The organism is Nonomuraea sp. NPDC002799 (assembly GCF_053592075.1).
Window position 1 is genome coordinate 127,594 of sequence record NZ_JBSFVA010000018.1, and the last position, 23,746, is coordinate 151,339.

General features: G+C 70.1%; 20 protein-coding genes. 10 read left to right on the forward strand and 10 right to left on the reverse strand.

Annotation, left to right across the window (positions count from 1 at the left end):
• Positions 1 to 42: 42 nt before the first annotated feature.
• From ACWD0F_RS29710 to ACWD0F_RS29730, 5 genes are all read right to left on the reverse strand, one after another.
• Positions 43 to 615 (reverse strand): GTP-binding protein, encoded by a 573-nt coding sequence (locus ACWD0F_RS29710; protein WP_449881015.1) that lies wholly within the window; start codon positions 613 to 615, stop codon positions 43 to 45.
• Positions 596 to 958: a DUF742 domain-containing protein gene (locus ACWD0F_RS29715; RefSeq protein WP_449881017.1), complete on the reverse strand. Its 363-nt coding sequence runs from the start codon at positions 956 to 958 to the stop codon at positions 596 to 598. The genes ACWD0F_RS29710 and ACWD0F_RS29715 overlap by 20 nt, the downstream gene beginning before the upstream one ends.
• Positions 955 to 1,362: a roadblock/LC7 domain-containing protein gene (locus tag ACWD0F_RS29720; RefSeq protein WP_449881019.1), complete on the reverse strand. Its 408-nt coding sequence runs from the start codon at positions 1,360 to 1,362 to the stop codon at positions 955 to 957. The genes ACWD0F_RS29715 and ACWD0F_RS29720 overlap by 4 nt, the downstream gene beginning before the upstream one ends.
• A 13-nt stretch (positions 1,363 to 1,375) precedes the next feature.
• Positions 1,376 to 3,472 carry a sensor histidine kinase gene (locus tag ACWD0F_RS29725; RefSeq protein ID WP_449881021.1) on the reverse strand — a complete coding sequence of 699 codons (2,097 nt, stop codon included), beginning with the start codon at positions 3,470 to 3,472 and terminating at the stop codon, positions 1,376 to 1,378.
• 283 nt (positions 3,473 to 3,755) lie between these two features.
• Entirely contained in the window at positions 3,756 to 5,273 is a 1,518-nt protein-coding gene (locus tag ACWD0F_RS29730) for an FAD-dependent oxidoreductase (protein ID WP_449881023.1), read from the reverse strand.
• A 132-nt stretch (positions 5,274 to 5,405) separates the two neighbouring features.
• Between ACWD0F_RS29730 and ACWD0F_RS29735 the strand changes: the two genes are divergently transcribed.
• The 4 genes from ACWD0F_RS29735 to ACWD0F_RS29750 all read left to right on the forward strand — a co-directional run bounded on the left by ACWD0F_RS29735 (position 5,406) and on the right by ACWD0F_RS29750 (position 9,278).
• Positions 5,406 to 5,606: a hypothetical protein gene (locus ACWD0F_RS29735; protein ID WP_449881025.1), complete on the forward strand. Its 201-nt coding sequence runs from the start codon at positions 5,406 to 5,408 to the stop codon at positions 5,604 to 5,606.
• Positions 5,607 to 5,616: 10 nt separating this feature from the next.
• Positions 5,617 to 7,089 carry an SPFH domain-containing protein gene (locus ACWD0F_RS29740; RefSeq protein WP_449881026.1) on the forward strand — a complete coding sequence of 491 codons (1,473 nt, stop codon included), beginning with the start codon at positions 5,617 to 5,619 and terminating at the stop codon, positions 7,087 to 7,089.
• A gap of 74 nt (positions 7,090 to 7,163) precedes the next feature.
• Positions 7,164 to 8,528: an SPFH domain-containing protein gene (locus ACWD0F_RS29745; RefSeq protein ID WP_449881028.1), complete on the forward strand. Its 1,365-nt coding sequence runs from the start codon at positions 7,164 to 7,166 to the stop codon at positions 8,526 to 8,528.
• A gap of 108 nt (positions 8,529 to 8,636) precedes the next feature.
• Complete coding sequence (locus ACWD0F_RS29750; protein ID WP_449881030.1) at positions 8,637 to 9,278, forward strand: hypothetical protein; 642 nt, start codon at positions 8,637 to 8,639, stop codon at positions 9,276 to 9,278.
• Positions 9,279 to 9,281: 3 nt separating this feature from the next.
• Here ACWD0F_RS29750 and ACWD0F_RS29755 read toward each other — a convergent pair whose 3' ends face one another.
• Together ACWD0F_RS29755 and wecB are read right to left on the reverse strand one after the other, a co-directional pair.
• Entirely contained in the window at positions 9,282 to 11,318 is a 2,037-nt protein-coding gene (locus tag ACWD0F_RS29755; protein ID WP_449881032.1) for a glycosyltransferase family protein, read from the reverse strand.
• A gap of 54 nt (positions 11,319 to 11,372) precedes the next feature.
• On the reverse strand, positions 11,373 to 12,503 hold the full coding sequence (gene wecB, locus ACWD0F_RS29760; protein WP_449881034.1) for a non-hydrolyzing UDP-N-acetylglucosamine 2-epimerase: 1,131 nt from the start codon (positions 12,501 to 12,503) through the stop codon (positions 11,373 to 11,375).
• A gap of 56 nt (positions 12,504 to 12,559) precedes the next feature.
• Between wecB and ACWD0F_RS29765 the strand changes: the two genes are divergently transcribed.
• The 4 genes from ACWD0F_RS29765 (at position 12,560) to ACWD0F_RS29780 (ending at position 18,549) form a co-directional block, all read left to right on the forward strand.
• Complete coding sequence (locus ACWD0F_RS29765; protein WP_449881036.1) at positions 12,560 to 14,230, forward strand: glycosyltransferase family 4 protein; 1,671 nt, start codon at positions 12,560 to 12,562, stop codon at positions 14,228 to 14,230.
• 118 nt (positions 14,231 to 14,348) lie between these two features.
• Positions 14,349 to 15,611 (forward strand): nucleotide sugar dehydrogenase, encoded by a 1,263-nt coding sequence (locus ACWD0F_RS29770; RefSeq protein ID WP_449881038.1) that lies wholly within the window; start codon positions 14,349 to 14,351, stop codon positions 15,609 to 15,611.
• A 19-nt stretch (positions 15,612 to 15,630) separates the two neighbouring features.
• The gene (locus ACWD0F_RS29775) at positions 15,631 to 16,719 is read left to right on the forward strand and encodes a glycosyltransferase (RefSeq protein WP_449881040.1); all 1,089 of its coding nucleotides are present in this window, start codon (positions 15,631 to 15,633) and stop codon (positions 16,717 to 16,719) included.
• Between the two features lie 27 nt (positions 16,720 to 16,746).
• A complete protein-coding gene (locus ACWD0F_RS29780; protein WP_449881042.1) occupies positions 16,747 to 18,549 on the forward strand; it encodes a DUF4434 domain-containing protein in 1,803 nt (600 codons plus the stop codon).
• 67 nt (positions 18,550 to 18,616) lie between these two features.
• Here ACWD0F_RS29780 and ACWD0F_RS29785 read toward each other — a convergent pair whose 3' ends face one another.
• The gene (locus ACWD0F_RS29785) at positions 18,617 to 19,282 is read right to left on the reverse strand and encodes an NUDIX hydrolase (protein ID WP_449881044.1); all 666 of its coding nucleotides are present in this window, start codon (positions 19,280 to 19,282) and stop codon (positions 18,617 to 18,619) included.
• A 94-nt stretch (positions 19,283 to 19,376) separates the two neighbouring features.
• On the opposite strand from ACWD0F_RS29785, the gene hisC reads away from it, so the two are divergent.
• Entirely contained in the window at positions 19,377 to 20,435 is a 1,059-nt protein-coding gene (hisC, locus tag ACWD0F_RS29790; protein WP_449881046.1) for a histidinol-phosphate transaminase, read from the forward strand.
• Here the strand turns inward: hisC and ACWD0F_RS29795 are convergent.
• The gene (locus ACWD0F_RS29795; RefSeq protein ID WP_449881048.1) at positions 20,432 to 21,373 is read right to left on the reverse strand and encodes an EamA family transporter; all 942 of its coding nucleotides are present in this window, start codon (positions 21,371 to 21,373) and stop codon (positions 20,432 to 20,434) included. The genes hisC and ACWD0F_RS29795 overlap by 4 nt on opposite strands.
• A gap of 132 nt (positions 21,374 to 21,505) precedes the next feature.
• On the opposite strand from ACWD0F_RS29795, the gene ACWD0F_RS29800 reads away from it, so the two are divergent.
• The gene (locus tag ACWD0F_RS29800; protein ID WP_449881050.1) at positions 21,506 to 21,952 is read left to right on the forward strand and encodes a rhodanese-like domain-containing protein; all 447 of its coding nucleotides are present in this window, start codon (positions 21,506 to 21,508) and stop codon (positions 21,950 to 21,952) included.
• 422 nt (positions 21,953 to 22,374) lie between these two features.
• On the opposite strand, the gene ACWD0F_RS29805 is transcribed toward ACWD0F_RS29800, so the two are convergent.
• The gene (locus tag ACWD0F_RS29805) at positions 22,375 to 23,664 is read right to left on the reverse strand and encodes a GTP cyclohydrolase IIa (RefSeq protein WP_103956886.1); all 1,290 of its coding nucleotides are present in this window, start codon (positions 23,662 to 23,664) and stop codon (positions 22,375 to 22,377) included.
• Positions 23,665 to 23,746 lie beyond the last annotated feature (82 nt).

Sequence of the window (23,746 nt, forward strand, 5' to 3'; positions counted from 1 at the left end):
CACCGATGATCTCCGGCCTCTGGTTCGCCGAGGCCGGGGTCGCTAGTTCGCCGAGGCCAGCGTCCTCAATGAGTGCTCGACCAGCGCGATCATGACGGCCTTGGCGGACGTCCTGCGCCGCACGTCGCACAGCAGCACCGGAACGTCGGCGTCCAGGTCCAGCGCGACGCGCACGTCGTCGACGCTGTGCTGGTCCGCACCCTCGAAGCAGTTGACGGCCACCACGAACGGCGTGCCGCGCTGCTCGAAGTAGTCGACCGAGGGGAAGCAGTCGGTCAGCCGCCGGGTGTCGGCGATCACGACCGCGCCCAGCGCGCCGTAGGACAACTCGTCCCACATGAACCAGAACCGCTCCTGCCCGGGCGTCCCGAACAGGTAGACGACCAGCCCGTCGCGGATGGTGATGCGGCCGAAGTCCATGGCCACGGTGGTGGTGGTCTTGGCTTCGACGCCGTCGATGTCGTCGACGCCGATCCCGCGGTCAGAAAGCACCTCCTCCGTGCGCAGCGGCTTGATCTCGCTGATCGACCCGACCAAGGTGGTCTTGCCGACGCCGAACCCGCCCGCGATCAGAATCTTCAGCGCGACAGGGTCCTCAGAGAGCACGGAGTCCATTGATCACTTCCTTGAGAATGCGCTCATTCGACCGCGACCCTCCGGCGGAGGGCGACGTCACCGAGATGAGGCCGTGGTCACGCAGGTCGCCGAGTAAGACCCGGACGACTCCGACGGGCAGGTCGAGCTCGACGGCCAGGTCCGCCACCGAGATCGGACTACGGGCCGCCCGCAGGATGAGTTGCTGTTCGGGACCGAGCTCGGCCGGCATGTCGCCGATCGCGCGCACGATCGCCACGAGGTCGAACGCGTCCCCTGAGGAATGCGTGCGCCCGCGGATGAGAGCATAGGGCCGGACGACAGGTCCCGCCTCCTCATCAAACCACTGCGGCCCATCGATCATGACGCTCCAGCGCGCGGATTGGTGGTGATGTGCTGGCCCACCCGCTTGACCAGCATCGCCATCTCGTAGGCGATGTGACCGACGTCGACGTTCGCCTCGGCGATCACGGCCAGGCAGGTGCCCTGTCCCGCCGCGGTGACGAACAGGAACGCCGACTCCATCTCCACGATGGTCTGGCGCACGTCACCGCCGCCGAAGTGCCGTCCGGTGCCGCGGGCCAGGCTCTGGAACCCGGCCGCCACCGCCGACAGGTGCTCGGCGTCCTCCCGGGACAACCCCTTGGAGTAACCGATCGCCAGGCCGTCGGTCGACAAGATGACCGCCTGGCGCACTGCCGCGACCCTCGTGGCAAGGTCATCGAGCAGCCAGTTGAGCTCACCGGTGTTGGTGGTCGGCGTACTCATGCATCCCCCTTACTCATGGCGCCTCCTCAGAGGCTTCTTCTCGGGCGCGTTGGGTGCCCCGTTGGAACGCGGAGAACAGGTCGCGTACCTCGTCGGGAGAGCGCTCGTCCGGCCGCTCCGGCTCGGGTGCGGCCTCGGACTCCTTGAGCTGAGGCACCAGGTTGGCCTGGCGCACCCGTCTGGGCAGCCCGGCGGGACCGCCCGAGCTCACCACTGCGAGCGCCTTCTTCCGCGTGCGGTTCGGCAACGACGCCTTGTCGTCACCGCCCGCCTCCAGTGCCGCCTGCTCGGTCAGCATGGCACGCGGCACCAGGATGATGGCCGTCGTGCCGCCGAAGGGCGAGCGGCGCAGCAGGACCTTGATCCCGTGCCGTTCCGCCAGCCTGGCCACCACGAACAGGCCCAGCCTGTCGCTGTCGGCCAGGTCGAACTCCGGGGGGTGGGACAGCAGCCCGTTGAGCCCGGCGTACTCGGTGTCCGACAACCCCAGCCCGCGGTCCTCCACCTCGATGGCGTAGCCGTTGCTCACCTGGTCGCCGCGCACCTGGACCGAGGTGTCCGGCGGGGAGTAGATGGTGGCGTTCTCGACCAGCTCGGCGACCAGGTGGGTGACGTCGGCCGCGGTGGCCCCGTCGATCGCGCTGACCGGCATCGTCGCGACGGAGACCCTGGTGTAGTCCTCGACCTCGGCGACCGCGGCCCGGACGATGTCGATCACGGGCACCGGCTTGCGCCACGCGCGCCCGGGGGCGGCGCCGGACAGGACCATCAGGCTTTCTGCGTGCCGCCGCATGCGGGTGGTCAGGTGGTCCAGGCGGAAGAGCTCCTCCAGCCTGTCGGGGTCGTGGGTGCGCCGCTGCATGGCGTCCAGCAGCGCGAGCTGGCGGTGCAGCAGGCCCTGCTTGCGCCGGGCGAGGTTGAGGAAGACCTGGCCGACCCCGCGCCGCAGCGCGGCCTGGCCGACCGCCGCGGTCACGGCGGTGCGCTGGACGGAGCCGAAGGCCCTGGCCACGTCCGTGATCTCCGCGGATCCGCTCACCTTGATCGCCTTCGTCTCCTTCTGTACGTCGACGTCCTCACCCTTGCGCAGCCGCTCGACGACGGCCGGCAGCCGGGACGCGGACAGCTCGACCGCGGCGGCGCGCAGCGCGGCCAGTTCCCCGGCCAGACGACGACCGAAGCGTACAGAGATGATGATCGACGCGAGCACCGCGATCAAGCCGACGCCGCCCGCGACCGAGATCTTGACGACCGTGGCGGTGGCCGCCTCGGACGTGCGCGCGGCCAGGAAGTCGGAGGACGCGACGTTACGCGCGTCGAGCGCGGCGGTCAGCTTGTCGACCGCCGCGTGCCAGGCCGCGGCGTCGGGGGGCGGGGAGCCGGTCTTGATGACGCGCGACTCCATGGTGGCGAAGGTCAGGAACGGCTCGGTGGCGAAGATGCGCTCGTACTGCATGCGCATGGACACGTCGAGTCCGGCCAGGCCCCGGGAGTGCAGGAACGTCCTGGAGGCCGCGTACTCGGTGAAGGCCGCCGTCTCCGGCTCGGTGAGCCGCTGGTCGGTCAGCGCGCCGATGACGAGCGCGTGCTCCCTGGCGATGTACTCCCTGGCCATGGCCAGCGCCTGCAACGAGGCGGCCTGCTGGTAGATCGTCAGGTCGGAGACCGACACCAGGTTGTCGTAGAGGAGGAACAGCGCGTCGAGGACGCGGTTGTACTCGTTCAACCCGACCAGGCGGGAGCTGAGGCCGCCGTCGATGTCGCGCCTGACCGAGCCGAGCCGGTCGAGGCCGGCGGTCAGGGTGCCGAGGGGCAGGCGGAGGTCTTCGGTGACCGCGCCGCCGGCCTCCGTGACGGCCGCCTTGAAGTCGGCGATCGACTCGTCGGTACGGGCGCGCTGGCCGCCGAGGACTTCGGTGAGATTACGCGTAGTGAGTGCTTCGGCGGAGCGCACGCGTTCGGCCTGAAGCTGTAATCCCAGGTCGGTGGAGGTGACCCCGATGGTCTCGTAGAGCGTGTTCGCCCGGAGTAGTGACTGGGCGTCGCCCATGGTGAGGTTGAGGACAAAGCCCCAGAGCGCGCTCAGAGACAGGAGGGGTAGCAGTAGCAATAAGAAGATCTTGAACCGAATTGACCGGTTTCGCGAGCCCATGTCCCAACCTCGAGTCGGGGGCATTTCCACACCTTGTGTAAATACACCTCCGGAAGATCGCACAGGAGACTAGCACCGATTATGCTTCCGGCGCAGTGGGAGGAACACGTTCATTACCGTGATTATTGGGGCATGATCTGGTGCTCCCGGTGGCCTGCGGCCACCATCTGCCACAAGCAGAGCGGCGCCACCAGCGAGATCACGGCGAGGCCCGTCCAGTTGAGCACACGCGGTCACGCTCTCATCGCCGCAACTCCTCGACAGCGCGGACGGCGGCCGTGACGGCGGCCTCGGAGCGGCCGACCGGCGCCGAGTCGGCGCCCGCGATCGCGATCCTGCCGAACCGCCCGGCCGCCGCGTCCGCGGGGAACGGCCCGTCCGGGTAGAAGGCGTGCCAGGGCCTGCAGTACTCGGGCGCGACGCCGTGCCCCCATCGGTGGACGGTGATCGCCTCGATCTCCCTGGCGGGGTCGAAGCCGACGGGGCCGAGCAGCCGGGCGAGCTGGTCGCGGATCGTGTGCTCCAGCCGCTCGTACGGCGTCCTGAGCAATTCCTGCCTGCCCGCCACGGACCCCGCGCCCGGCCCCAGCTCCGACCGGCACGGCGTGGCCGTCAGGCGCACGATGCCCGGTGGTTCGAACTCGATGGCGCACCAGTACGCCCCCGTCCAGCGGACCCTGCGGACGCCGGCCCGCCGCCACGCGCCGCCGTCGCGCAGCCGTACGGTGGCGTGCAGCAGCGGCACCCTGACCGCCTGGCTCAGCGCCCGCCGCCGCGCCTCCGGCAGCTCGGGCACCAGGTAGGGGATCACCGAGCTCCAGCAGGCCATGATGACCGCGCCGGCCTCGACGGTCATGACCTGGTGGCCGTCGAAGTAGCCCACGGTCGCGGCGGCGGCCCCGTCGCGCACCGACACCACCGGACTGGACAACCGAACGGGCACACCGGACAGATCGGCGCCGCCCTCAGGGCGGCCCGCCCGCACGGTGGGCGAGTTGTACCGCGACGGCTTGCCCTGATCGAGCCCCAGGCCGCCGAACCCCGGATATCCGGTGGCCCAGGCGTCGATCGCGCCGAACGCCCGGGTGTCGTAGGCCCACTCCCTGGAGGACATGGTCCGGCAGAACCGTTCGACGTCGGGGTGCGCCTGGCAGACCTCCAGCAGGAACGCCGAGTAGGTCAGGTCCGCCAGCCGCTCCTGCTTGTCCTCGGGCGAGAGCCCGGGAAACCAGTCGGGCGCCGCGTGCCGGAGCAGGTGCAGGTCCTGCCGGGCCCGCGGCGCGATGGGCAGCCGGGCGACCCAGCCGGAGGTCAGCCTGACCAGCGTGTCCGCGCCGAACGTCTCCTCGTCGCAGAGCACGCCGTCGGCGCCGGCGGGCGTCCGGTGCCGTGCCTGGCCGCTGATCTCGTCGTGGTTGTCGAGGACGAGCACCCGGGCCTCCGGCGCCCGCCGCAGCCATTCCAGCGCCGCGCTCCTGCCGCTGCGCCCGCCGCCGACCACCACCAGGTCGTACCGCTCGCCGGTGGGGACGGGCGGCCCCGCGTGCTGCCAGAAGCGGCCGTCCCGCAGCGCGTGCGGCACGCCGAGCGCGGCGGCCGTCCCGCCGCGCACCGCGAAAGTCTCCGGCGCGGCGTGCGAGGGCGGATCCGCTTTTCCGTAAGAAACCAGACTCCCCAGTGCGCCCACGGCCACGCCGTCGAAGAAGTCCCGGCGGGAAATGGACCGGCTCATCCCGAGGTCGCGCGGAGTGAAGGTCATGGCGTGATCATCAGCAGTGCGGTGAAATGCCGCGTCAGGACGCGCAGTCGTTCGAGGAACATTTTGCGCGGCCTATTACCGCGAATGCCCCTTTGGAGTAGCGTCCGGAATATCGGCGGCGAGGGGAGTCCGGTGGTCGGCAAGCAGGGCAGGGTCACGGGGAGGATCGGCCCAGGGCTCGTCGGCGAGGTGATGATCTCGATCCGGGGCGGCGTCGAGGCCTTCTACGCCCATCCCAGCGTGCCGGACGAGGAGTTCACGCCCGGTTCCATCGTGATCGTCGTCGAGTACTTCCCGCCCCGCACCGTCTACGTGGCCAGAGCACTCATCTGAGGAGGGCCCGTTGTCCCCCGAGTTCTCCATCGTCGGTGGCGGCATCGTCGTCGCGGCCGTCGTGCTGATCCTGCTGTTCAAGGCCGTCTGGCGGGTCGCCGAGCCCAACGAGGCCCTGATCATCTCCGGCCTGGGCGCGCGGCGGCGCGGCGAGGGCCTCGACAGCCTCGGCTTCAAGATCATCACGGGCAAGGGCGCGGCGGTGCTGCCCGGGTTCCAGGCGGCCAGGCGGTTGCGGCTGGACACCAGGGCGGCCAACCTCCAGGTCTCCTGCGTCACCCAGCAGGGCATTCCGGTGCACATCAGGGGCGTGGTGATCTACAAGGTCGGCGACGACCTCTCCTCGATCGCGAACGCCGCCCGCCGCTTCCTCGACCAGCAGGACTTCATGACCAGCGCGATCCACGAGCTGTTCACCGGGCATCTGCGCTCGATCATCGGCAACCTCACCATCGAGGACCTCATCCTCAACCGCGAGCGCCTGACCAGCGAGACCAGGGCCTCGGCCGCCGACGAGATGAGCAAGCTGGGCCTGATCGTGGACTCGCTGCAGATCCAGGAGATCGACGACGAGACCGGCTACATCGTCAACCTGGGCAAGCCGCACGCCGCCAAGGTGGCCGCCACCGCCCGCATCGCGCAGGCGCAGCGCGACCAGGAGGCCACCGAGGCCGAGCAGATCGCCGCCGCGCACATGGCCGCCGCCCGCCGGGACTCACGGATCAAGGAGGCTTCCTACCAGGCCGAGATCGACCAGGCCCAGGCCACCGCCCGGCTGGCGGGGCCGCTGTCCGAGGCGACCGCGCGCCAGGAGGTGGTCGTCCAGGAGACCAGGGCCGCCGAGCTGGAGGCGCAGCTCGCCGAGCAGCGGCTGCAGTCGCAGGTGCGCAAGCCGGCCGACGCCAAGGCGTACGAGACCGTCACGCTCTCCCAGGCCGAGCGCGACGCCCGCATCGCGCAGGCGGAGGCCGAGGCGAAGGAGACCGAGCTGCGCGCCGCCGCGCAGGCGTCCCAGGTCAAGCTGGCCGCCGCGGCCGAGGCCGAGTCCGTACGGCTGCGCGGCGAGGCCGCGGGAGCCGCCACGAAGGTCGCCGGAGAGGCCGAGGCCCAGGCCGCGCAGGCCCGCGGGCTGGCCATCGCCGAGTCGGCCAAGGCGCTGGGCCTGGCCGAGGCCGCGGCGGCGCAGGCCAAGGGCCTGGCGGAGGCCGAGGCGATCAGCGCGCGGGCCCAGGCGCTGAAGGAGAACCAGGAGGCCGTCATCGCCCAGCAGCTCGCCGAGCGCTGGCCGGAGGTCGTCGAGGCGGGCGCGAAGGCGTTCGGGAACGTGGACCACATGGTGGTGCTGAACGGCGCCCAGGGCGTCGAGGAGCTGCTGGCCAAGGCGCTCACGCTGGGCGGCACCGGTCTGGGCCTGGCCAGGGCGCTGCTCAACGGGACCACGCCCAACGGTGCGGATCCGGATGGATCTGGAAAAGCCTCCTGATCGGGCGTACCGTCAAGGCGGGGCGAGCCGGGAAGTCTGGTCGGCGACAGATCCGACTATGCCCGGGAGTGACCATGGACCTGGTACTCGCAGCCATCATCGCCGCCGTCGCGGTGGTCTGCGTCGTGGTGTTCAAGCTGATCTGGCGGGTCGCCGAGCCGAACGAGGCGATCCTCATCTCCGGCCTCGGCGCGCGGGGCAGGGAGACGCTCGGCTTCAAGATCGTCACAGGCAAGGGCGCGCTGGTCCTGCCCGGCTTCCAGACCGCGCGCCGCATGTCGCTCGACAGCCGGGTCTCCCAGTTAGAGGTCAAGTGCGTGACCAAGCAGGGCATCCCGGTCCACGTACGCGGCGTGGTGATCTACAAGGTGGGCGACGACTTCGTCTCCATCGCCAACGCCGCACGGCGCTTCCTCGACCAGCAGAAGACCGTGGACGACAAGACGCACCAGCTCTTCTCCGGCCACCTGCGCTCGATCATCGGCAACCTGACGGTCGAGGACCTCATCGTCAACCGCGACGCGCTCACCAACGAGATCCGCACCTCCTCGGCCGACGAGATGAGCAAGCTCGGCCTGAACGTGGACTCCCTGCAGATCCAGGAGATCGAGGACGCCACCGGCTACATCGTCAACCTGGGCCGCCCGCACGCCGCCGCCGTGGCCGCGCTGGCCAGGATCGCCGAGGCGCGGCGCGACCAGGAGGCCAACGCCGCGGAGCAGGAGGCCGCCGTCAAGAAGGCCGCCGCGATCAGGGAGGCCCGCGTCCAGCAGGCCGGCTACCAGGCCGAGATCGACCGGGCGGCGTCCCTGGCCCAGCAGGCCGGTCCGCTGGCCGAGGCCACCGCCCGCCAGGAGGTCGTGGTCCAGCAGGCGACCGCGGCGGAGCGGGAGGCCGCGCTGGCGGAGAAGCGGCTGGAGGGCGAGGTGCGCAAGCCCGCGGACGCGCGGGCGTACGAGCAGGTCACGCTCGCCGAGGCGGCGCGGCGCGCCTCGGTCGCGCAGGCGCAGGCCGAGGCCGAGGGCATCCGGCTGCGCGGCGAGGCAGAAGCGGCCGCGACCAGGCTGCGCGGCATGGCCGAGGCGGACGCGGCCAGGGCCAAGGGCCTGGCCATGGCGGAGGCCATCAAGGCCCGCGCCGACGCGCTCGCGCACAACCAGGAGGCGGTCGTCGCCCAGCAACTCGCCGAGAACTGGCCGCAGATCGTGGAGGCGGGCGCGAAGGCGTTCGGGAACGTGGACCACATGGTGGTGCTGAACGGCGCCCAGGGTGTCGAGGAAATGCTCGCCAAAGCGCTCACCCTGGGCGGCGCCGGACTGGGTCTGGCCAGGGCGCTGCTCAATGGCGGAACTGCCGCGAAGCCTGATGGCGCGGCCCCGGCGACGCCTAATGGCGCCGAACCGGAAATCGCTCGTATAGCCACTGAATCCCGCGAATAGCGACGTTACTCAGCTCCTTACTCTGCACTTCCTCTAGCGTTTCGCACAATGCCGCCAGAGTGAATTGGAGAGACCATGCTTAAGGCCGTTTCCGGCATATTCCTGAGCATGACCGTCATTGCCGGATGCTCGTCCGCCGGTGACGCCCCGGCGCCCGCCGCCTCCGCGCCGCCGTCCCAGACGTCCGACGAGGCGGCCAGGTTGCGCGCCGCCCTGCTGCCGGTGCCCAAGGGCATGCGCATCGCGTACGGGCCGGAGCTGGGCGCCTTCGGCTCGCTCAAGTCCACCCAGCAGGGCCTGGCCGCCCTGCGCCAGGCCAAGCTGCAGCGCCCGGAGTGCGCGGGGGCCGCGCAGCTCGACGCGGCCAAGCCCGAGGTGGCCGGGGCCCCGGCCGCGGTGATCGCCTTCGCCGCCGCGCGCGGCTCGATCACGCAGGCCGTGGTCTCGATGCCGAACGCGGGCTTCCCCGCCCCGCTTCCGCGGCAGTGCGTCTCCTACACGGCGGAGGTCTCGGGCACCCAGGTGACCTACGAGACCAAGAGCCTGTCCATGCCCGCCAAGGGCGACGAGTCGCGCGCCTACCTCACCTCGGCGGCCGGGGGTGAGAAGAACGCGCAGATCGGCTCCGTCATGATCCGGCGCGGCACCCTGATCATGAGCATGCTGGTGGTCGGCCAGCAGGTGAAGCCGCAGGGGCTGTACGAGCTGGCCCGCCTCGCCGACCAGAACCTGGCGCGGGTGACGAGGTGACGGTCAGATCAGGACGTGCGCGTCCGGGCGGCCGACGAAGGAGAACTGCGCGTTGCGCGTCAGCTTGATGTGGTCGGCCTGCCAGGTGTGCATCGAGCTGTCGGCGCTGCGCCAGTAGACGAAGTTGAAGCGGTCCGCCGAGTAGATCTTGACGGAGTCCTCCTTCAGCCGCCGGACGAGGTGGGTGTCCTCGCCCCGGGTGATGTCGGCGAAGCCGTACGAGCGGAACATGTCGGCCTTGCCGAGGAACGTGCCGCCCTGCACCAGGAACGAGTAGCGGTGCTCCAGCCCCGGCAGCCGGAGCATGGTGGTGTCGCTGCCCTCGAAGTAGGCGTAGTGCGCGCCCTTGCCGACCAGCTCCGCGTCCGTGTAGTCGAACGCGCGGACCAGGTCGGACAGGTAGTGCGCGCCGTACAGGTTGTCGTCGTCCATCTTGGCGATCAGGTCGCCCTCGGCGGCGGCGATGCCCAGGTTCATGCACGCGCCGAGCGACAGGTCGGCGGAGGCGGGCAGGACCACGACGTCGGAGATGCCCGCCATGCGGGCCTTGTCCGCGACCACCACGGGGTCGATGTCCAGGCCGTGCAGCACCATGACGAGCTGGAGCGGGCGGTGGATCTGCTTGGCGACCGAGGAGATCGCGTGCTCGATCTGGGCGGCCCGGTTGGTGGGCAGCACGACCGAGACCGAGCGCGAGCGAGGCTCCACCCGGTGGCCGAGGTCCTGCAGGATCTGGTCCACGCGGTGGGAGAACAGGTGTTTGTCGAAGACCTCGCGCATCGCCAGGTGGCCCATCCTGGCGCGCAGCTCCGGGCTGTTGATCAGGTGCAGCACCTGGTTGTACGACTCGATCGGCTCCCGCGCGATGGGCACCAGGTCGCCGAAGGTCTCCTCGATGGCCCGCGACCACCCCGACACCACGGGGGTCGCGCAGGCCGACAACTCGAAGACGCGGCGCGCGCACATGGTGGGCGAGTCGAGCACCGAGTTGACGTTGAGGAAGACCTTGTACATCCGGTACGCGGCCAGCATCTGGTCGTAGGGCAGCTCGCCCACGATGTGCGGCCGGTACTTCTCCGGCCACCCGTACTTCTCGTCCACCTCGCCGTTGCGCGCGAAGATGTGCAGGCCCAGCTCCCTGACCGGGTCGAGCACGGTCTCCATCTGCTCGCGGCGCTCGGGGTGCTTGTCGCGGAAGTACATCCCGGCGAAGACCACGTCGTGCAGGCGGCCCTGCTTCTGCTGGATCGGGTTGTGCACGCGCGGCTGGGCGGCGAACTGCAGCACGTCCACCCGGTCATGTCCCAGAACTTCGCGATATTTCGGCAGCATGTCACCGTCGCAGGTGAACACGTAGTCGAACAGCTTGGCCGTGTCGATGAAGAAGTCGAAGTTCGGCGGGTCCTCCTTGTTCCAGAAGACCGTCGGGATGCCCTCCTGCCGGCACCAGGCCACCAGGTCCCGCAGCGGCTCCTTCGGAGCGTTCGTGCCGGTCATCTGGTAGCGCCAGCGGCCCTGGTTCCCGTGCCAGGCGGACTCGCAGAACAGCAGGTCGGGCCGCTTCTCGGCGAAGATCTCCGGCCAGTCCTTGAGCCCGAACTCGATCTGGTCCCACTCGTAGCGGAAGGCCATCCTGGAGAAGTCGTCCAGGATCACCGCCACCTTCAGGTCCGGCCTGGTCACCGCGCCGAGCGGCCACTTCGCGGCCGGCACGTCCACCAGCGGGGGCCGGTGGCTCGCCACCTGGGCCGCCTCGCTGACCGGGACGGGCGGCTTGGGCGCCCGCTCCTTCGACCGGACCGCCTCGACGATCTTCCCCGGGCTCTTCGAGCCCAGGGCCTCGCCCAGCTTGAACGTGCGCTTGGCCTGCGTGGCCTCCAGCTTCCACGTCGCGTACGCGGCCTTGGCCTCGGCGACCTCCAGCCGCCGCCGCAGCTCCCTGACCTCGGCCTCGTACCGCTCGACGAGCTTGCGCTCCTCGGGCAGCCAGTTGACGGGGCCGAGTCGCTGGTAGGTGGGCTCTTCGGGGGTGTCGGCCATGGTGGTACGCCTATCGCTCAGCGGAGGTTTGTCATAGTACGGCGGATACGGCCGCTATTCGGGGCGTTTGCCCTGAGAAGCAGGCGCGAGGTTGTCCCCCTTGAGCCAGGCGGCGATCACCGTGGCGATCCGCGGCCCGGCCTTGCCGTCCCACAACATCGGCAGCTCGCCGGCCGGCGTCGCGGCGCCGTCGGCCAGCGCCTTCTCCGCGGCGGCAGGCAGCAGGGCGGGCGTGACCAGGCGATTCGTGCCATGCGTGATCGTGATCGGCCGCTCGGTGTTGGGCCGCACGGTCAGGCAGGGAACGCCCAGCATGGTCGTCTCCTCCTGCACGCCGCCGGAGTCCGTGACGACCAGCGCGGCCCCGCGGACGAGTGAGAGGAAGTCCACATAACCCAGCGGGTCGACCACCCTGACCGACTCCCCGTCGACCAGCCCCGCCGCCGCCAGCCGCGCCTTGCCGCGCGGGTGGATCGGCACCACGAGCGGGATCTGCCGGGCCACCTCCAGCACCGCGTCGACCAGCTCCCTGGCGGCCTCGGGGGTGTCCACGTTCGCGGGGCGGTGCAGGGTCGCCACGGCATAACGAGCCGGTAGGCCGAGCTTCGCGACCACGGGCGCCGGGTCCAGGGACGGCAGGGCCGAGAAGAGACTGTCGATCATGGGGTTGCCCACCAGGTGCACCTTGGCCGCCGGCACACCCTCGTTCGCCAGGAACGCCAGGGCCTCGGGCGAGGTGGCGAAGAGCAGGTCGGCCAGCGCGTCGGTGACGACCCGGTTGACCTCCTCCGGCATGCCCCGGTCGAACGAGCGCAGCCCCGCCTCCACGTGCGCGGTCGGCACGCCGAGCTTGGCGCAGACCAGGATCGCGGCCAGCGTCGAGTTCACGTCGCCGTACACCACGACCAGGTCGGGCTCGTGCTCCTGGACGACCTCCTCCAGGCCGACGAGCAGGGCCGCGGTCTGCCTGGCGTGACTGCCGGAGCCGACCCCCAGGTTCGCCACCGGCTCGGGCAGGCCCAGGTCGGCGAAGAAGACGTCGGACATCAGCGCGTCGTAGTGCTGACCGGTGTGGATGATGCCCTGCCGCACGCCGAGTTCACCGAGTGCCCGCACCACCGGGGCCGCTTTCACGAAATTGGGACGAGCACCCAAAACGTGCAGGACCAGGGGGTTCTCCCTCATTGACCTCGCCTTTCATAGCGGAAGGGAAAAATCGCTGCCTATGGTACGGTCCCAGCGTGGCATCCGACGCCAGTCGTCAAGACTCCTCCAAGGTTTCCGCGAAGTCCGCCCGTGCCGGCGTCGGTGGACTTCTCAAGGGCTTCGTCCAGCACCCGATCATCGTCTCCCGCGTCGTCGTGACCAAGGTCAAGTCCGACCCGGTCCGGGTGGCCAAGGCCGCCGCCGACGCGCTCCCGCCCCGGCTGCGCCCCGTCGTGGGCAGCGTCGCGTGGCCGGCCGCGCGACGGGCCCGGCGCATGGTGCGCAAGCTCGGCATGCGGGTGATCCAGGGCCCGTGGAACGAGGCCAAGGACCTGTGGGAGGCCGGGCGGGTCAGCGAAGCCGCCGCGGTGCTCGACGCCCATGCCAAATATCCGTTCGTCAAGCGCCGGGCCGCCTACTACCGGGGTGAGCTGGCCGCGATCAGTCCTGGCCCGATCCCGCCCGCGCCCAAGGTAGCCGTCGCCGGGCGCGTCGAAGGCCGGGTGCTGCACCTGGTCACCAACGCGCTGCCGTACACGCAGGCCGGCTACACCGTCCGCACCCACCGCATCGTGACCTCCCAGAAGGTCGCGGGGCTCGACCCGCACGTGGTCACGAGCTGGGGCTGGCCGATGTTGCAGGGGCACGCGGACGCGCCGCCGTTCGAGGAGCTCGACGGCATCCCCTACTACCGGCTGCTGCCCGGCGGGCACGGCGAGATGCCGTTCGAGATGCGCGGGCGCATGATCAAGGGCGCCGACGCGGTCACCCAGCTCGTCACCCAGCTCAAACCGCAGGTGCTGCACGCCGCCACCGACCACCGCAACGGCTCCGTGGCGCACGCGGTGCGCGACAGGACGGGCACGCCCTTCGTCTACGAGGTGCGCGGCTTCCTGGAGGAGACCTGGGCCTCGCGCGACCCGATCCGCGTCGGCAGTGAGCGGCACGTGCTCCAGCGCGAGCGCGAGGCGTTCCTGATGCGCGAGGCGGACGCGGTCGTCACGCTGGCCGAGACGATGGCCACCGAGATCGTCGAGCGCGGCGTGCCCAGGGACAAGATCCACCTGGCGCCCAACGCCGTGGACGACACCCTGCTGACCGCCCACTACGACGGCGCCTCGTTCCGCGCCGCGTACGGCATCGCGCCCGGCGAGATCGTCGTCGGCTCCGTGAGCAGCATCGTGGCCTACGAGGGCTTCGCCACCCTGCTGCGGGCCGCCGCGCTGCTGCGTGACGAGGGCGCCCCGGTGCGGGTGCTCATCGTCGGCGACGGCACCGAGCGCGACAACCTGCTGGCCCTGGTCGCCGAGCTCGGCCTGCGCGAGGCCATCCTGCCGGGCCGGGTCGGCCCAGAGGAGGCGCTGCAGGCGCAGGACGCCATCGACATCTTCGCCTGCCCGCGCGAGGACCTGCGGGTCTGCCGGCTCGTCACGCCCCTGAAACCCGTCGAGGCGATGGCGCTCGGCAAACCCGTCGTGCTCAGCGATCTGCCCGCCCTGTCGGAGCTGGTGGGCTCTGACGGCGCCGGGCTGCTGGTGCCGCCGGGCGATCCGGCCGCGCTGGCCAAGGCCATCGCCGGGCTCCGTGAGGACCCGGTCAGGCGCGCTGAGATGGGCGAGGCCGGGCGGACGGAAGTGTCCGCTAAGCGGACTTGGAGCCGTGTTGCCGAGACTTATCAAGCTCTATACCGGTCTCTTGCGGAATGATGACCTTCAAGTTAGCTGTCTCTTGTGACGGGTTCGGTCGCATTAGGCGTGAGCTAGGTGGACTTGAGATAACCTTTGCGACCATGAAGTGTTGTTTCCGGCTCCTCAAGGCACTGCCGTGACAGAAATCGACTTGGCTGTCATCGGCCTGGGCTACGTCGGCATGCCGCTCGCCAAGGAGGCAGTGGCCGCCGGCCTGCGGGTCGTCGGCGTGGACGTCGACCGCACCAAGGTCGACGCGCTCACCGCCGGGCAGTCCTACATCGACGACCTGACCGACGCCGACCTCGAGCACATGCTGGCCAACGGGTTCAGCGCCACACTCGACGAGACCGTGCTGGCCCGGAGCAACACGATCGTCATCTGCGTCCCCACTCCGCTGGACGAGGACCACCGCCCGGACCTGTCCGCCGTCGAGGGCGCCACCAAGGCCGTCGCCCGCAACCTGAGCAAGGGCACGCTCGTCGTGCTCGAATCCACCACCTGGCCCGGCACCACCGACGAGGTGGCCAGGCCGCTGCTGGAGAGCTCAGGGCTCGTCGCCGGCGAGGACTTCCACCTCGCCTTCTCGCCCGAGCGCATCGACCCGGGCAACCCCAAGTTCGGCCTGCGCAACACACCCAAGGTCGTGGGCGGCTACACGCCGACCTGCCGCGACCGCGCGACGGCCTTCTACGGGCGCTTCATCGAGCAGGTGGTGCCGGTCAGCGGCACCCGCGAGGCCGAGATGGCCAAACTGCTGGAGAACACCTACCGGCATGTGAACATCGCGCTCGTGAACGAGATGGCGATCTTCTGCGACGAGCTCGGGATCGACCTGTGGGAGTCGATCGAGGCCGCGGCGACCAAGCCGTTCGGCTTCCAGAAGTTCCTGCCCGGTCCCGGCGTCGGGGGGCACTGCATCCCGGTCGACCCGTCGTACCTGTCGTACACGGTGCGCAAGCTCGGCTACCCCTTCCGGTTCGTCGAGCTGGCGCAGGAGATCAACGAGCGGATGCCGTCGTACGTGGTGGCTCGCGTGCAGCGCTTGCTCAACAGGCATAAGAAGCCCGTGAACGGCGCGAGAGTGGTTATGCTCGGCGTCACCTACAAACCGGATATCGCCGACGAGCGCGAGACTCCGGCCCTCCCGGTGGCGCGTGCGCTGCTGGAGCTCGGGGCCGAGCTCTCGTTCGCCGACCCGTACGTCAAGGAGTGGGCGGTGGACGGCACCCCGGTGCCGCGTGAGGAGGACCTGGGCGAGGCCGTGATCAACGCGGACGTGACGCTGCTGATGCAGCAGCACGCCGCGTTCGACCTCGACATGGTCGAGGCGAAGGCCAGGCTCGTGCTCGACACCCGCGGCGTGCTCGCCGAGGGTGAACGCGTCGAGCGCCTGTAGCGACGGAGGGCTGCGCGCAGTGCACGTGCTCGTCATGACGGTGGTGCATAACCCCGAGGACGCGAGAATTCTGCATCGGCAGATTCGTGCCCTTGTGGATGCCGGTCATGAGGTCACGTACGCCGCCTCGTTCACCGCGCACGGCGTCGTCCCCAGACCTTGGGTCACCGGCGTCGATCTGCCGCGCGCCGCGCAGCGCAAGCGGATGGCGGCCGTCTGGGCCGCGCGCCGGCTGTTCAAGCGCATGCGTGCGAAGGTCGACCTCGTCCTCATCCATGACCCCGAGCTGTTGTTCGCCGTGTGGGGCGTGCGCAACCGGCCTCCGGTGGTGTGGGACGTCCACGAGGACACCCCGGCCACGCTCTCGCTCAAGCCGTGGTTGCCCGCGCCGCTGCGGCCGCCGGTGCGCTTCCTCGCCCGCATGCTCGAAGGCACCGCGGAGCGCCGCATGCACCTGCTGCTGGCCGAGACGGCCTACGCGGGGCGGTTCAAGGACGCGCACCTGATCGTGCCGAACGAGACCTGGGTGCCCGACTCCGTGACGCCGCCCGGCGACGACCGCGTGGTCTACCTGGGCTGGTTGTCCAGGGCGCGCGGCGTGATGGAGGCCGTCGAGGTGGCCAAGCTGCTGCAGCCGTACCGGGTGTCGGTGGAGCTGATCGGGTACGCCGATCCGCAGAGCCGTCCGGTGCTCAACCAGGCCGTGAGCGAGGGCCTGCTGGAGTGGCGCGACTTCATGCCCAACGACGAGGCGCTCAAGCGGCTCGACGGCGCGCTGGCCGGGTTGTCGCTGCTGCACGACGAGCCCAACTACCGGCACTCGATGCCCACCAAGATCGTCGAATACATGGCGCATGGTATTCCGGTCATCACGACGCCGTCGCCGCGGGCCGTGGAGCTGGTGGAACGCTATGACAGCGGCGTCGTCGTGTCCTGGGAGGATCCCAAGGCCGTCGCGCAGGCCGTGCTCACGCTCCGGGACGACGTCCGGGAGCGGCGCGCGCAGGGGGCGCGCGGCTATGCCGCGGCCCGGGCGAACCACCACTGGCCCAACTCGGCCAAGCGGTTCGTCGCCCAGCTCGAGTCCTGGGCCGGGGTCAAGCCGTAATCCTCAAGAGCGGGTAGGTTCCTGAACGTGCGCTGGCTCTTCCTGGTCGTGGGCGCAGCCATCCTGGCAGTGGCGGCGGCCGCCGTGGTGATCGTCCTGCCGATGTCCGCCGAGAAGCCGGTCCCCAAGGCCAGCGCTTCGGCGACGCCCAAGCCGTCGGTCACCGCGGAGCCGACGCCGGCGGTGAGCAAGTTCACCGACCCTTGTGGAACGTTCGACACCGGCGAGAAGGCGCCCTACGCCGTCACCGGCTACTGGATCACTCCCAAGTCGGACCCCTGCACCTGGCGCGGCCAGCTCCAGGAGATCCACCGCGTCGGCGGCGACACGATCATCAGGATCGGCTACGGCCTGCAGTTCCGCACCCTCTCCGACGACGGCGAGATCCTCACCAGGGACGGCGAGCTCGACCCGCTCTACAAGTCCTGCCAGGAGGACGGCCTGACCTGCCACGCCGCCGCCGAGCGGGATCTGCAGGCGGCCAACCCCGGCAACCGGATCGGCCGCACGTACGTCTACCGGACCGACGAGTCGTTCGACGCCGACCTGTTCCGCTGCCCGCAGATGGAGCACAGCGTCGAGATCGGCACCCGCATCTACTACCGGATCATCACCCAGCCGGACGGCTCGGACGATGCCACCTGCGACTTCTCCCGCAAGGGCTCCTCCTATGACCTGATCCTGGTGGCCGGCTCGACCAAGGACAGCCTGAAGAAGCTGCTGGACCTCGGCGAGCAGTTCGGCATGCGGATCTTCCCGGCGCTGCCGCTGGCGCCCCGCGATCCCAAGACGCCGACCAGGGCGGAGAAGCGCCATCTCGGCACGCTGACCACGCTGACACGGCGCATCCTGCAGGACTACGGCGTGCGCTTCGGCGATCGCGAGTCGCTCGGCGGCGTCTACCAGCCGTTCGAGGTGCAGATGGCGGACACGCTGGCCTCGAACCCGACGCTGGAGGTCTACGCCGACCAGCACACCATCGTCGAGCAGGAGCTGCCCGGCAAGCCGATCCTGATCAGCCCCTACATGGACGCGCGCAAACGGGTCGGCTTCGGGCAGACGCCCAAGCAGGTGGCCGAGGCGTTCAAGGCGCTGGCGAAGACCGGGGTCGGCATCATCGCCCCGCAGGACAGCCGGGGCACCGGCAAGGTGGGCCTGTTCTGGCCGGACGAGCGTGGCAGCGAGGTGGACGAGCGCCTGGAGCCGGTGGTGGGGGAGTCCACGTACGGGACGGCGTACCACGGGTCGACGCGCGACTACTACCGCGAGATGTCGGTGGCCAGGGAGCAGATGATCCAGGCCGGCTACCAGGTGCAGCTCTGGGCCAACGTGGAGGCGTTCGAGCCGTCGGGCGAGAAGGCGTGCGCGCCGCAGGGCACGCGGGGCAAGACCGACAAGAAGCGCCTGGATCAGGCGGTCACGATGACCGGCCGCTATGTGCAGAAGGTCGTCTCCTACATGTGGAGCGATTTCATGACCTGTGGCGAACCGTCGCTGGAAGAGGAGATCACCGCCGACTGGCAGCGTCCCATCGCCGTGGACGCCATCCGGCGCGCGCGTGACATCCACGACGGGGTCGAGGTCCGCGGCTACAACTTCCAGAACAGCACGATCACCATCGAGTGGTCGGGCGGGACTCAGGAGCTGGACGTCGCCTCGCTGGGCTGGCTGGACGAGGATCCTCTGGAGGAGTTGCCCGAGGGGATGTCGACGGCGTGGGTGCCGTTCGACTGGAGCCAGGTGCCGGCCGGGGAGTGGATCAGGATCGGCGTCAAGGTGCCGTCGGGCAAGTCGGCGACCGAGCCGTTACACGTGCGCGTCACCGCCTAGGGTCGCCCGCTTCAGCGGTGAGCGTCGTCGCCTAAGGTCGCCCGCTTCTTGAGCGGAGCGTCGTCGCTCACTCCTTGAGTGAGCGGAGCATCGGCGGGTGGAGGAGCTCGGCCGGGCCGCGGCGGTAGAGCTTGGCCGGCCGGCCGCCGTCCCTGGTCGTGGTGGCGCCGGTCCCGACCAGAAAGCCCTCCGCCTTGGTGACCTTCCGGTGGAAGTTGCGCGGATCCAGCGGGCGGCCCCAGACGATCTCGTAGACCCGCCGCAGATCCGCCACCGTGAAATCCGGCGGGCAGAAGGCCGCGCCCAGCGAGGTGTACTCCACCTTCGCCCGGGCCCGCTCGATCCCGTCCAGCATGATGCGGCGGTGGTCGAAGGCCATGACCAGGAGCGAGCTGACCGGCTGCCAGCTCATGTGGGCCTTCTCCGAGGCCGGCAGGTCGGGGGCCAGCCCGAGGTAGGCGACGCTGAGGACGCGCTGGCGGGGGTCGCGGTCCGGGTAGCCGTAGGTCTGGAGCTGCTCCAGGTGCACCGGGGCGCCCGGCAGGCCGGCGCGCTCGGCGAGGATGCGGTGGGCGGCGGCGGGCAGGTCTTCGTCGAGCTGGATGAAGCCGCCCGGCAGGGACCAGCGCCGCAGGAACGGCGAATTGTCGCGGCGCCACACGAGGGCGCTCAGCGCCTGGTTGCGCACGGTGAGCACCACCAGGTCGACGCTGACCGGCACGCTCGGGACCATGCACGCACGTTACACGCAGTCGTGGGGCACGAGCGAACCGTGCATCACGTGCCTCGGTGCTGCCGCACCGCGCCGCTGCTTTTACAGTTAGGCCATGCCTCGTTTCCGCCACATCCTGGACACCATGGCCGCCTACAAGGCGGGCAAGGTCGTAGCGGCCGCCGACGGCCGGTCGTACAAGCTGTCCTCCAACGAGTCCCCGTACGGTCCGCTGCCCTCGGTGGTGGAGGCCATCGCCGAGGGGGCCCGGCAGATCCACCGTTACCCCGACCCCGGCTCGATCAAGCTGACCGAGGCCATCGCGGAGCGCTTCGGCGTGCCGGTCGACCACATCGCCCTGGGCGCGGGGTCGGTCACGGTGGCCCAGCAACTGTTCGAGACCGTGGGCGACCCGGGGGCCGAGGTCGTGTACGCGTGGCGCTCCTTCGAGGCGTACCCGCTCCTCGCCGACCTCGCCGGGGTGAAGTCGGTCATGGTGCCGCTGGCCGGTGAGGACCACGACCTGGACGCCATGGCGAAGGCGATCAACGACGACACCCGCATGGTGTTCGTCTGCAACCCGAACAACCCGACCGGCACCGCCATCCGGCGCCGCGAGCTGGAGGCGTTCCTCGACCGGGTGCCCGAGCAGGTGCTCGTGGTGCTGGACGAGGCCTACCGCGAGTACGTCCGCGACGAGGACGTCCCCGACGGTCTCACGCTCTACCGCGACCGGCCCAACGTCTGCGTGCTGCGCACGTTCTCCAAGGCTTATGGGCTGGCGGGCCTGCGGGTCGGCTACCTGATCGGGCAGGAGCCCGTGGCGACGGCCGTCCGCAAGACGATCATCCCGTTCGCGGTCAACCACCTCGCGCAGGTCGCCGCCATCGCCTCGTTGCGGGCGGAGGACGAGCTGCTCGAACGGGTCGAGCTGGTGGTCAAGGAGCGCACCCGCGTCCGCGAGGCGCTCATCGCCCAGGGCTGGACGGTGCCGCCCACCGAGGCGAACTTCGTCTGGCTCAGGCTCGGCGAGCGCACCCTCGACTTCGCCGCCGCCTGCGCCGTGGACGGGGTCGCGGTGCGGCCGTTCGCGGGGGAGGGCGCGCGCGTGTCCATCGGCTCCCCCGAGGCGAACGACGCCTTCCTGGCCGCGGCCGCGCGCTTCCCCCGCTAGACCTTGACCTCTTCGAGGACCGGTGTCCTGGTTTTCGCGCGTCGCTCGGTGGACACCACCAGGGCGACGCCGACCAGGATCACCAGCCCGGCGATGACGATCTGCCCCGTCACGTGCTCGTTCAGCACGAGCACGCCCAGCAGCACGGCGACGGCCGGGTTGACGTACGCGTACGTGGACACCAGCGAGATCGGCGCGCGGGCCAGCAGCCAGGTGTAGGCGGTGAAGCCGATCAGCGAGCCCACCAGCACCAGATAGACCAGCGCGGCCCACGAGCGCCCCGACACGGCGGCCAGGTCGAGCCGCTCCCCGACCGCGGTGCTGACCACGAACAGCCCGGCCCCGCCGGCCAGCATCTCGACCATGCTGGCCGTCCAGATGTTGGGCGGCATCGGGAGCCGCGCCGCCAGGAACGAGCCGACCGCCCACGAGAACGACGCCAGCATGATCACCGCGATGCCCTGGGCGCCCGCCGACTCGCCGCCCCCGCCGCCCAGCGTCAGCACCGCGACCCCGCCGAACCCGACCAGCACCCCCACCAGTGTCAGCAGCGCCGGCCGGTCCCTGACCACGAGCCTGAAGACGACCAGCCACAGCGGCACCGAGGCCACGAGGAGCGCGGCCAGGCCGCTGGAGATGTGCTGCTCGGCCACGGCCACCATGCCGTTGCCGCCGGTCAGCAACAACAGCCCGACCAGCGCCGCCCCGCCGAACTGGCGCAGCGACATCCGGAACGGCGCCCGGCCCTTCTTGATCACCAGGAAGGTGCTCAGCAGCAGCGCGGCCGACAGGAACCGCAGCGCGCCGCTCAGAAGCGGTGGCACGGTCTCGATGGCGATCATGATGCCGAGGTAGGTGGAGCCCCACACCAGGTAGACGATCGCCAGGGCGCTCCAGACCATGAGTGATGTGCGACTGTCAGGGGTGTTTGTGCTCATGACTCATGACCATACTCGCCGTCTCCGACAAAAACCTCCGCGTATCAGCGGTTGGGACATGGCGGGATATTAACGGTAGGAGGCATTCACGCCACTGTTGGGATGGGTGCGCGATTTGGCAGGATCCGATCCATGCCGACCTCCACCGCAAGCACCGCTGCGGCACTCGCCCACTTCGCCGCCCGCCTGTCCTTCGAGACCGACGTCTCGGACGTGGCCGCCGACCTGGCCACGGGCGTTGCCGGCCTCGTCGTCGTCGACTCGCGCAGCAAGGAGAGCTGGGACCAGGGTCACATCGACGGCGCCGTGCACCTGCCGACCGCCGAGATCGCCACGCGAGGGCCCCAGGTGATCCCGGACGGCGCCACGGTGGTGACGTACTGCTGGGGTCCGGGGTGCAACGGCGCGACGCGGGCGGCCCTGGAGGTGGCCAAGCTCGGTCATCCGGTCAAGGAGATGATCGGGGGCTTCGAGTATTGGGCGCGGGAGGGCTTTCCCGTACGGACCGGATCGGGCGTCACCCGCCACCCAGTGGACGCCCTCACAGCACCGGTCTCAGGAATCTCCTGCGCCTGCTGACCCCGATTCCCGCGCGCCTACGGCGAACGCCTTCAGCGGCCCCCACAGCCCCGCGCAGGCCCCTCTGAACCAAGCCGCTCCGAGTCCGAAACCCGCACAATCCCTACCACCATCACCACGGCAAGCCATGGCAAGGCGGACTCAGAGTCACAGAAGGCGGCAATCTTCTCAACGCGCGCATGCGGCGGGGCACTGCCAGAAAATTTTGGTGCCCCCGTCCGAATCCCGTCGATCGGGGGCGTGGGAGAACATACCCCCATCTACACGCGTCAACCAATAAGTTCACAAGAGTCAATCCTGTCGTTCGCAAAGCTGACATGTCCGGTCAATGTGCGGGGCGGCCACAGGTCACGCGCAGGCCCGCCCGGTCATGGTCCGGATCGGCGGGCCCGCCGCCCTGGAGGGACGGCGGGCCCGCGTGATCAGCGCGGACCCAGCTTCTCCACGATCAGCCGGTAGAGCTGTCGTGGCCGGCCGGGCTGCGGGGTGCGGTTCGGTGGAAGCGGCCACGCGAGTCCCTCGTCAACCAACGTGCGCAACAACCGCCGAGCCGTTCGAGGCGTGACCCCCAGCATCTTGCCCGCGCCCTCCGCGTCGACGACCGTGTCGCCGCCTTCGAGCTTGGCCGCCAGCCTGGCCAGCACCTCCACCCCCTTGGGTTTGAGTGCGGTGGATCCGGTCGGTGGCATCCGCGGGGCCGGAATGAGCGCCCGCCCCTCGCGGTCCACCGCGAACCCCTGAGCCTGCTTGCCCGCCTGTGTGCGGGCGAGCGCGGCCCTGGCGTGTGACTCCGCGTCATGAGTCGTCCGCCCCATCCCCACACCGACCTCGACCGCCAGCCCCAGCTCGTCCCTGATCCTGGCGGCGAACGGCAACACCCTGAACCCGTCGGTGGCCGCCGCGATCGAGCCCCTGGTCGCCGTGACCAGATAGCTGTGATCGTCGATCGGCCAGACGGTGGCGTTGATGCGATTCGCCTCCTGGACCAGGAGCCGGTGCAGCGACAACCGCAACTCGTCGCGCCAGTAGCGGGGGGCGGCGCGGCGCACGGGTTCGCGCAGCGTCGGCACCTCCACCAGCACCACGGTGAGCTGCGACTCCTCCAGGCGGTGATGCGCTCCCAGCAGCGCCGCGGTGTGCAGCGCCGTTCGGACCGCCGCGGAGGTCGGCCGGATCCTGATGACCGGTACGCCCGCCGCGTGCAGGCGTTCGGCCACCGCGGGCAGGCACGTCAGTGCTCCCGTGGTCGCCCCCTGCCGCGCCAGGCGTTCATGGTAGGCCGCGATCGTGCCGGTGGCGCCCGGCTCGTCGCGGCTGTGCACGTCCGTGGCGGGGATGCCGAGGTCGGTGTACGCCTCCTCCACATCCGCCCTGCTCACCACGTCGATGCTGACCCTCTGGGGGTCCATGCGGGTGTCCAGCGCAGCCTTGGCCAGCGCTGCCACCAGTGCTGCTCCGCCGAGTTGGACGTACGTCGCGGGCATCGTCAGCACACCCGAACGCCTGGCCAGGTCATAAGGGACCGGGCTGGCGAACAGGCATGCGTCGACACCGGGACCGAGCCGCGTCACCTTGTCAGGCGCCTCTTGCTCGTCGCGATACGCGGCCGCGACCAGGCGACACGGCAGCGGCGCCGCGGCGTGACCCATCAACATCACTCGCTCGACCAGGTCGTGTGGTCCGACCACGCCGATGGTGAGGTCCGGTGTCATAGCGCCCGGGCGTGACACTCGGGGAGTTTCTTCGGCCCTCTCGACCAATGTTCGTCCCATCCTGCCGTCCGTTGCAGTGCTC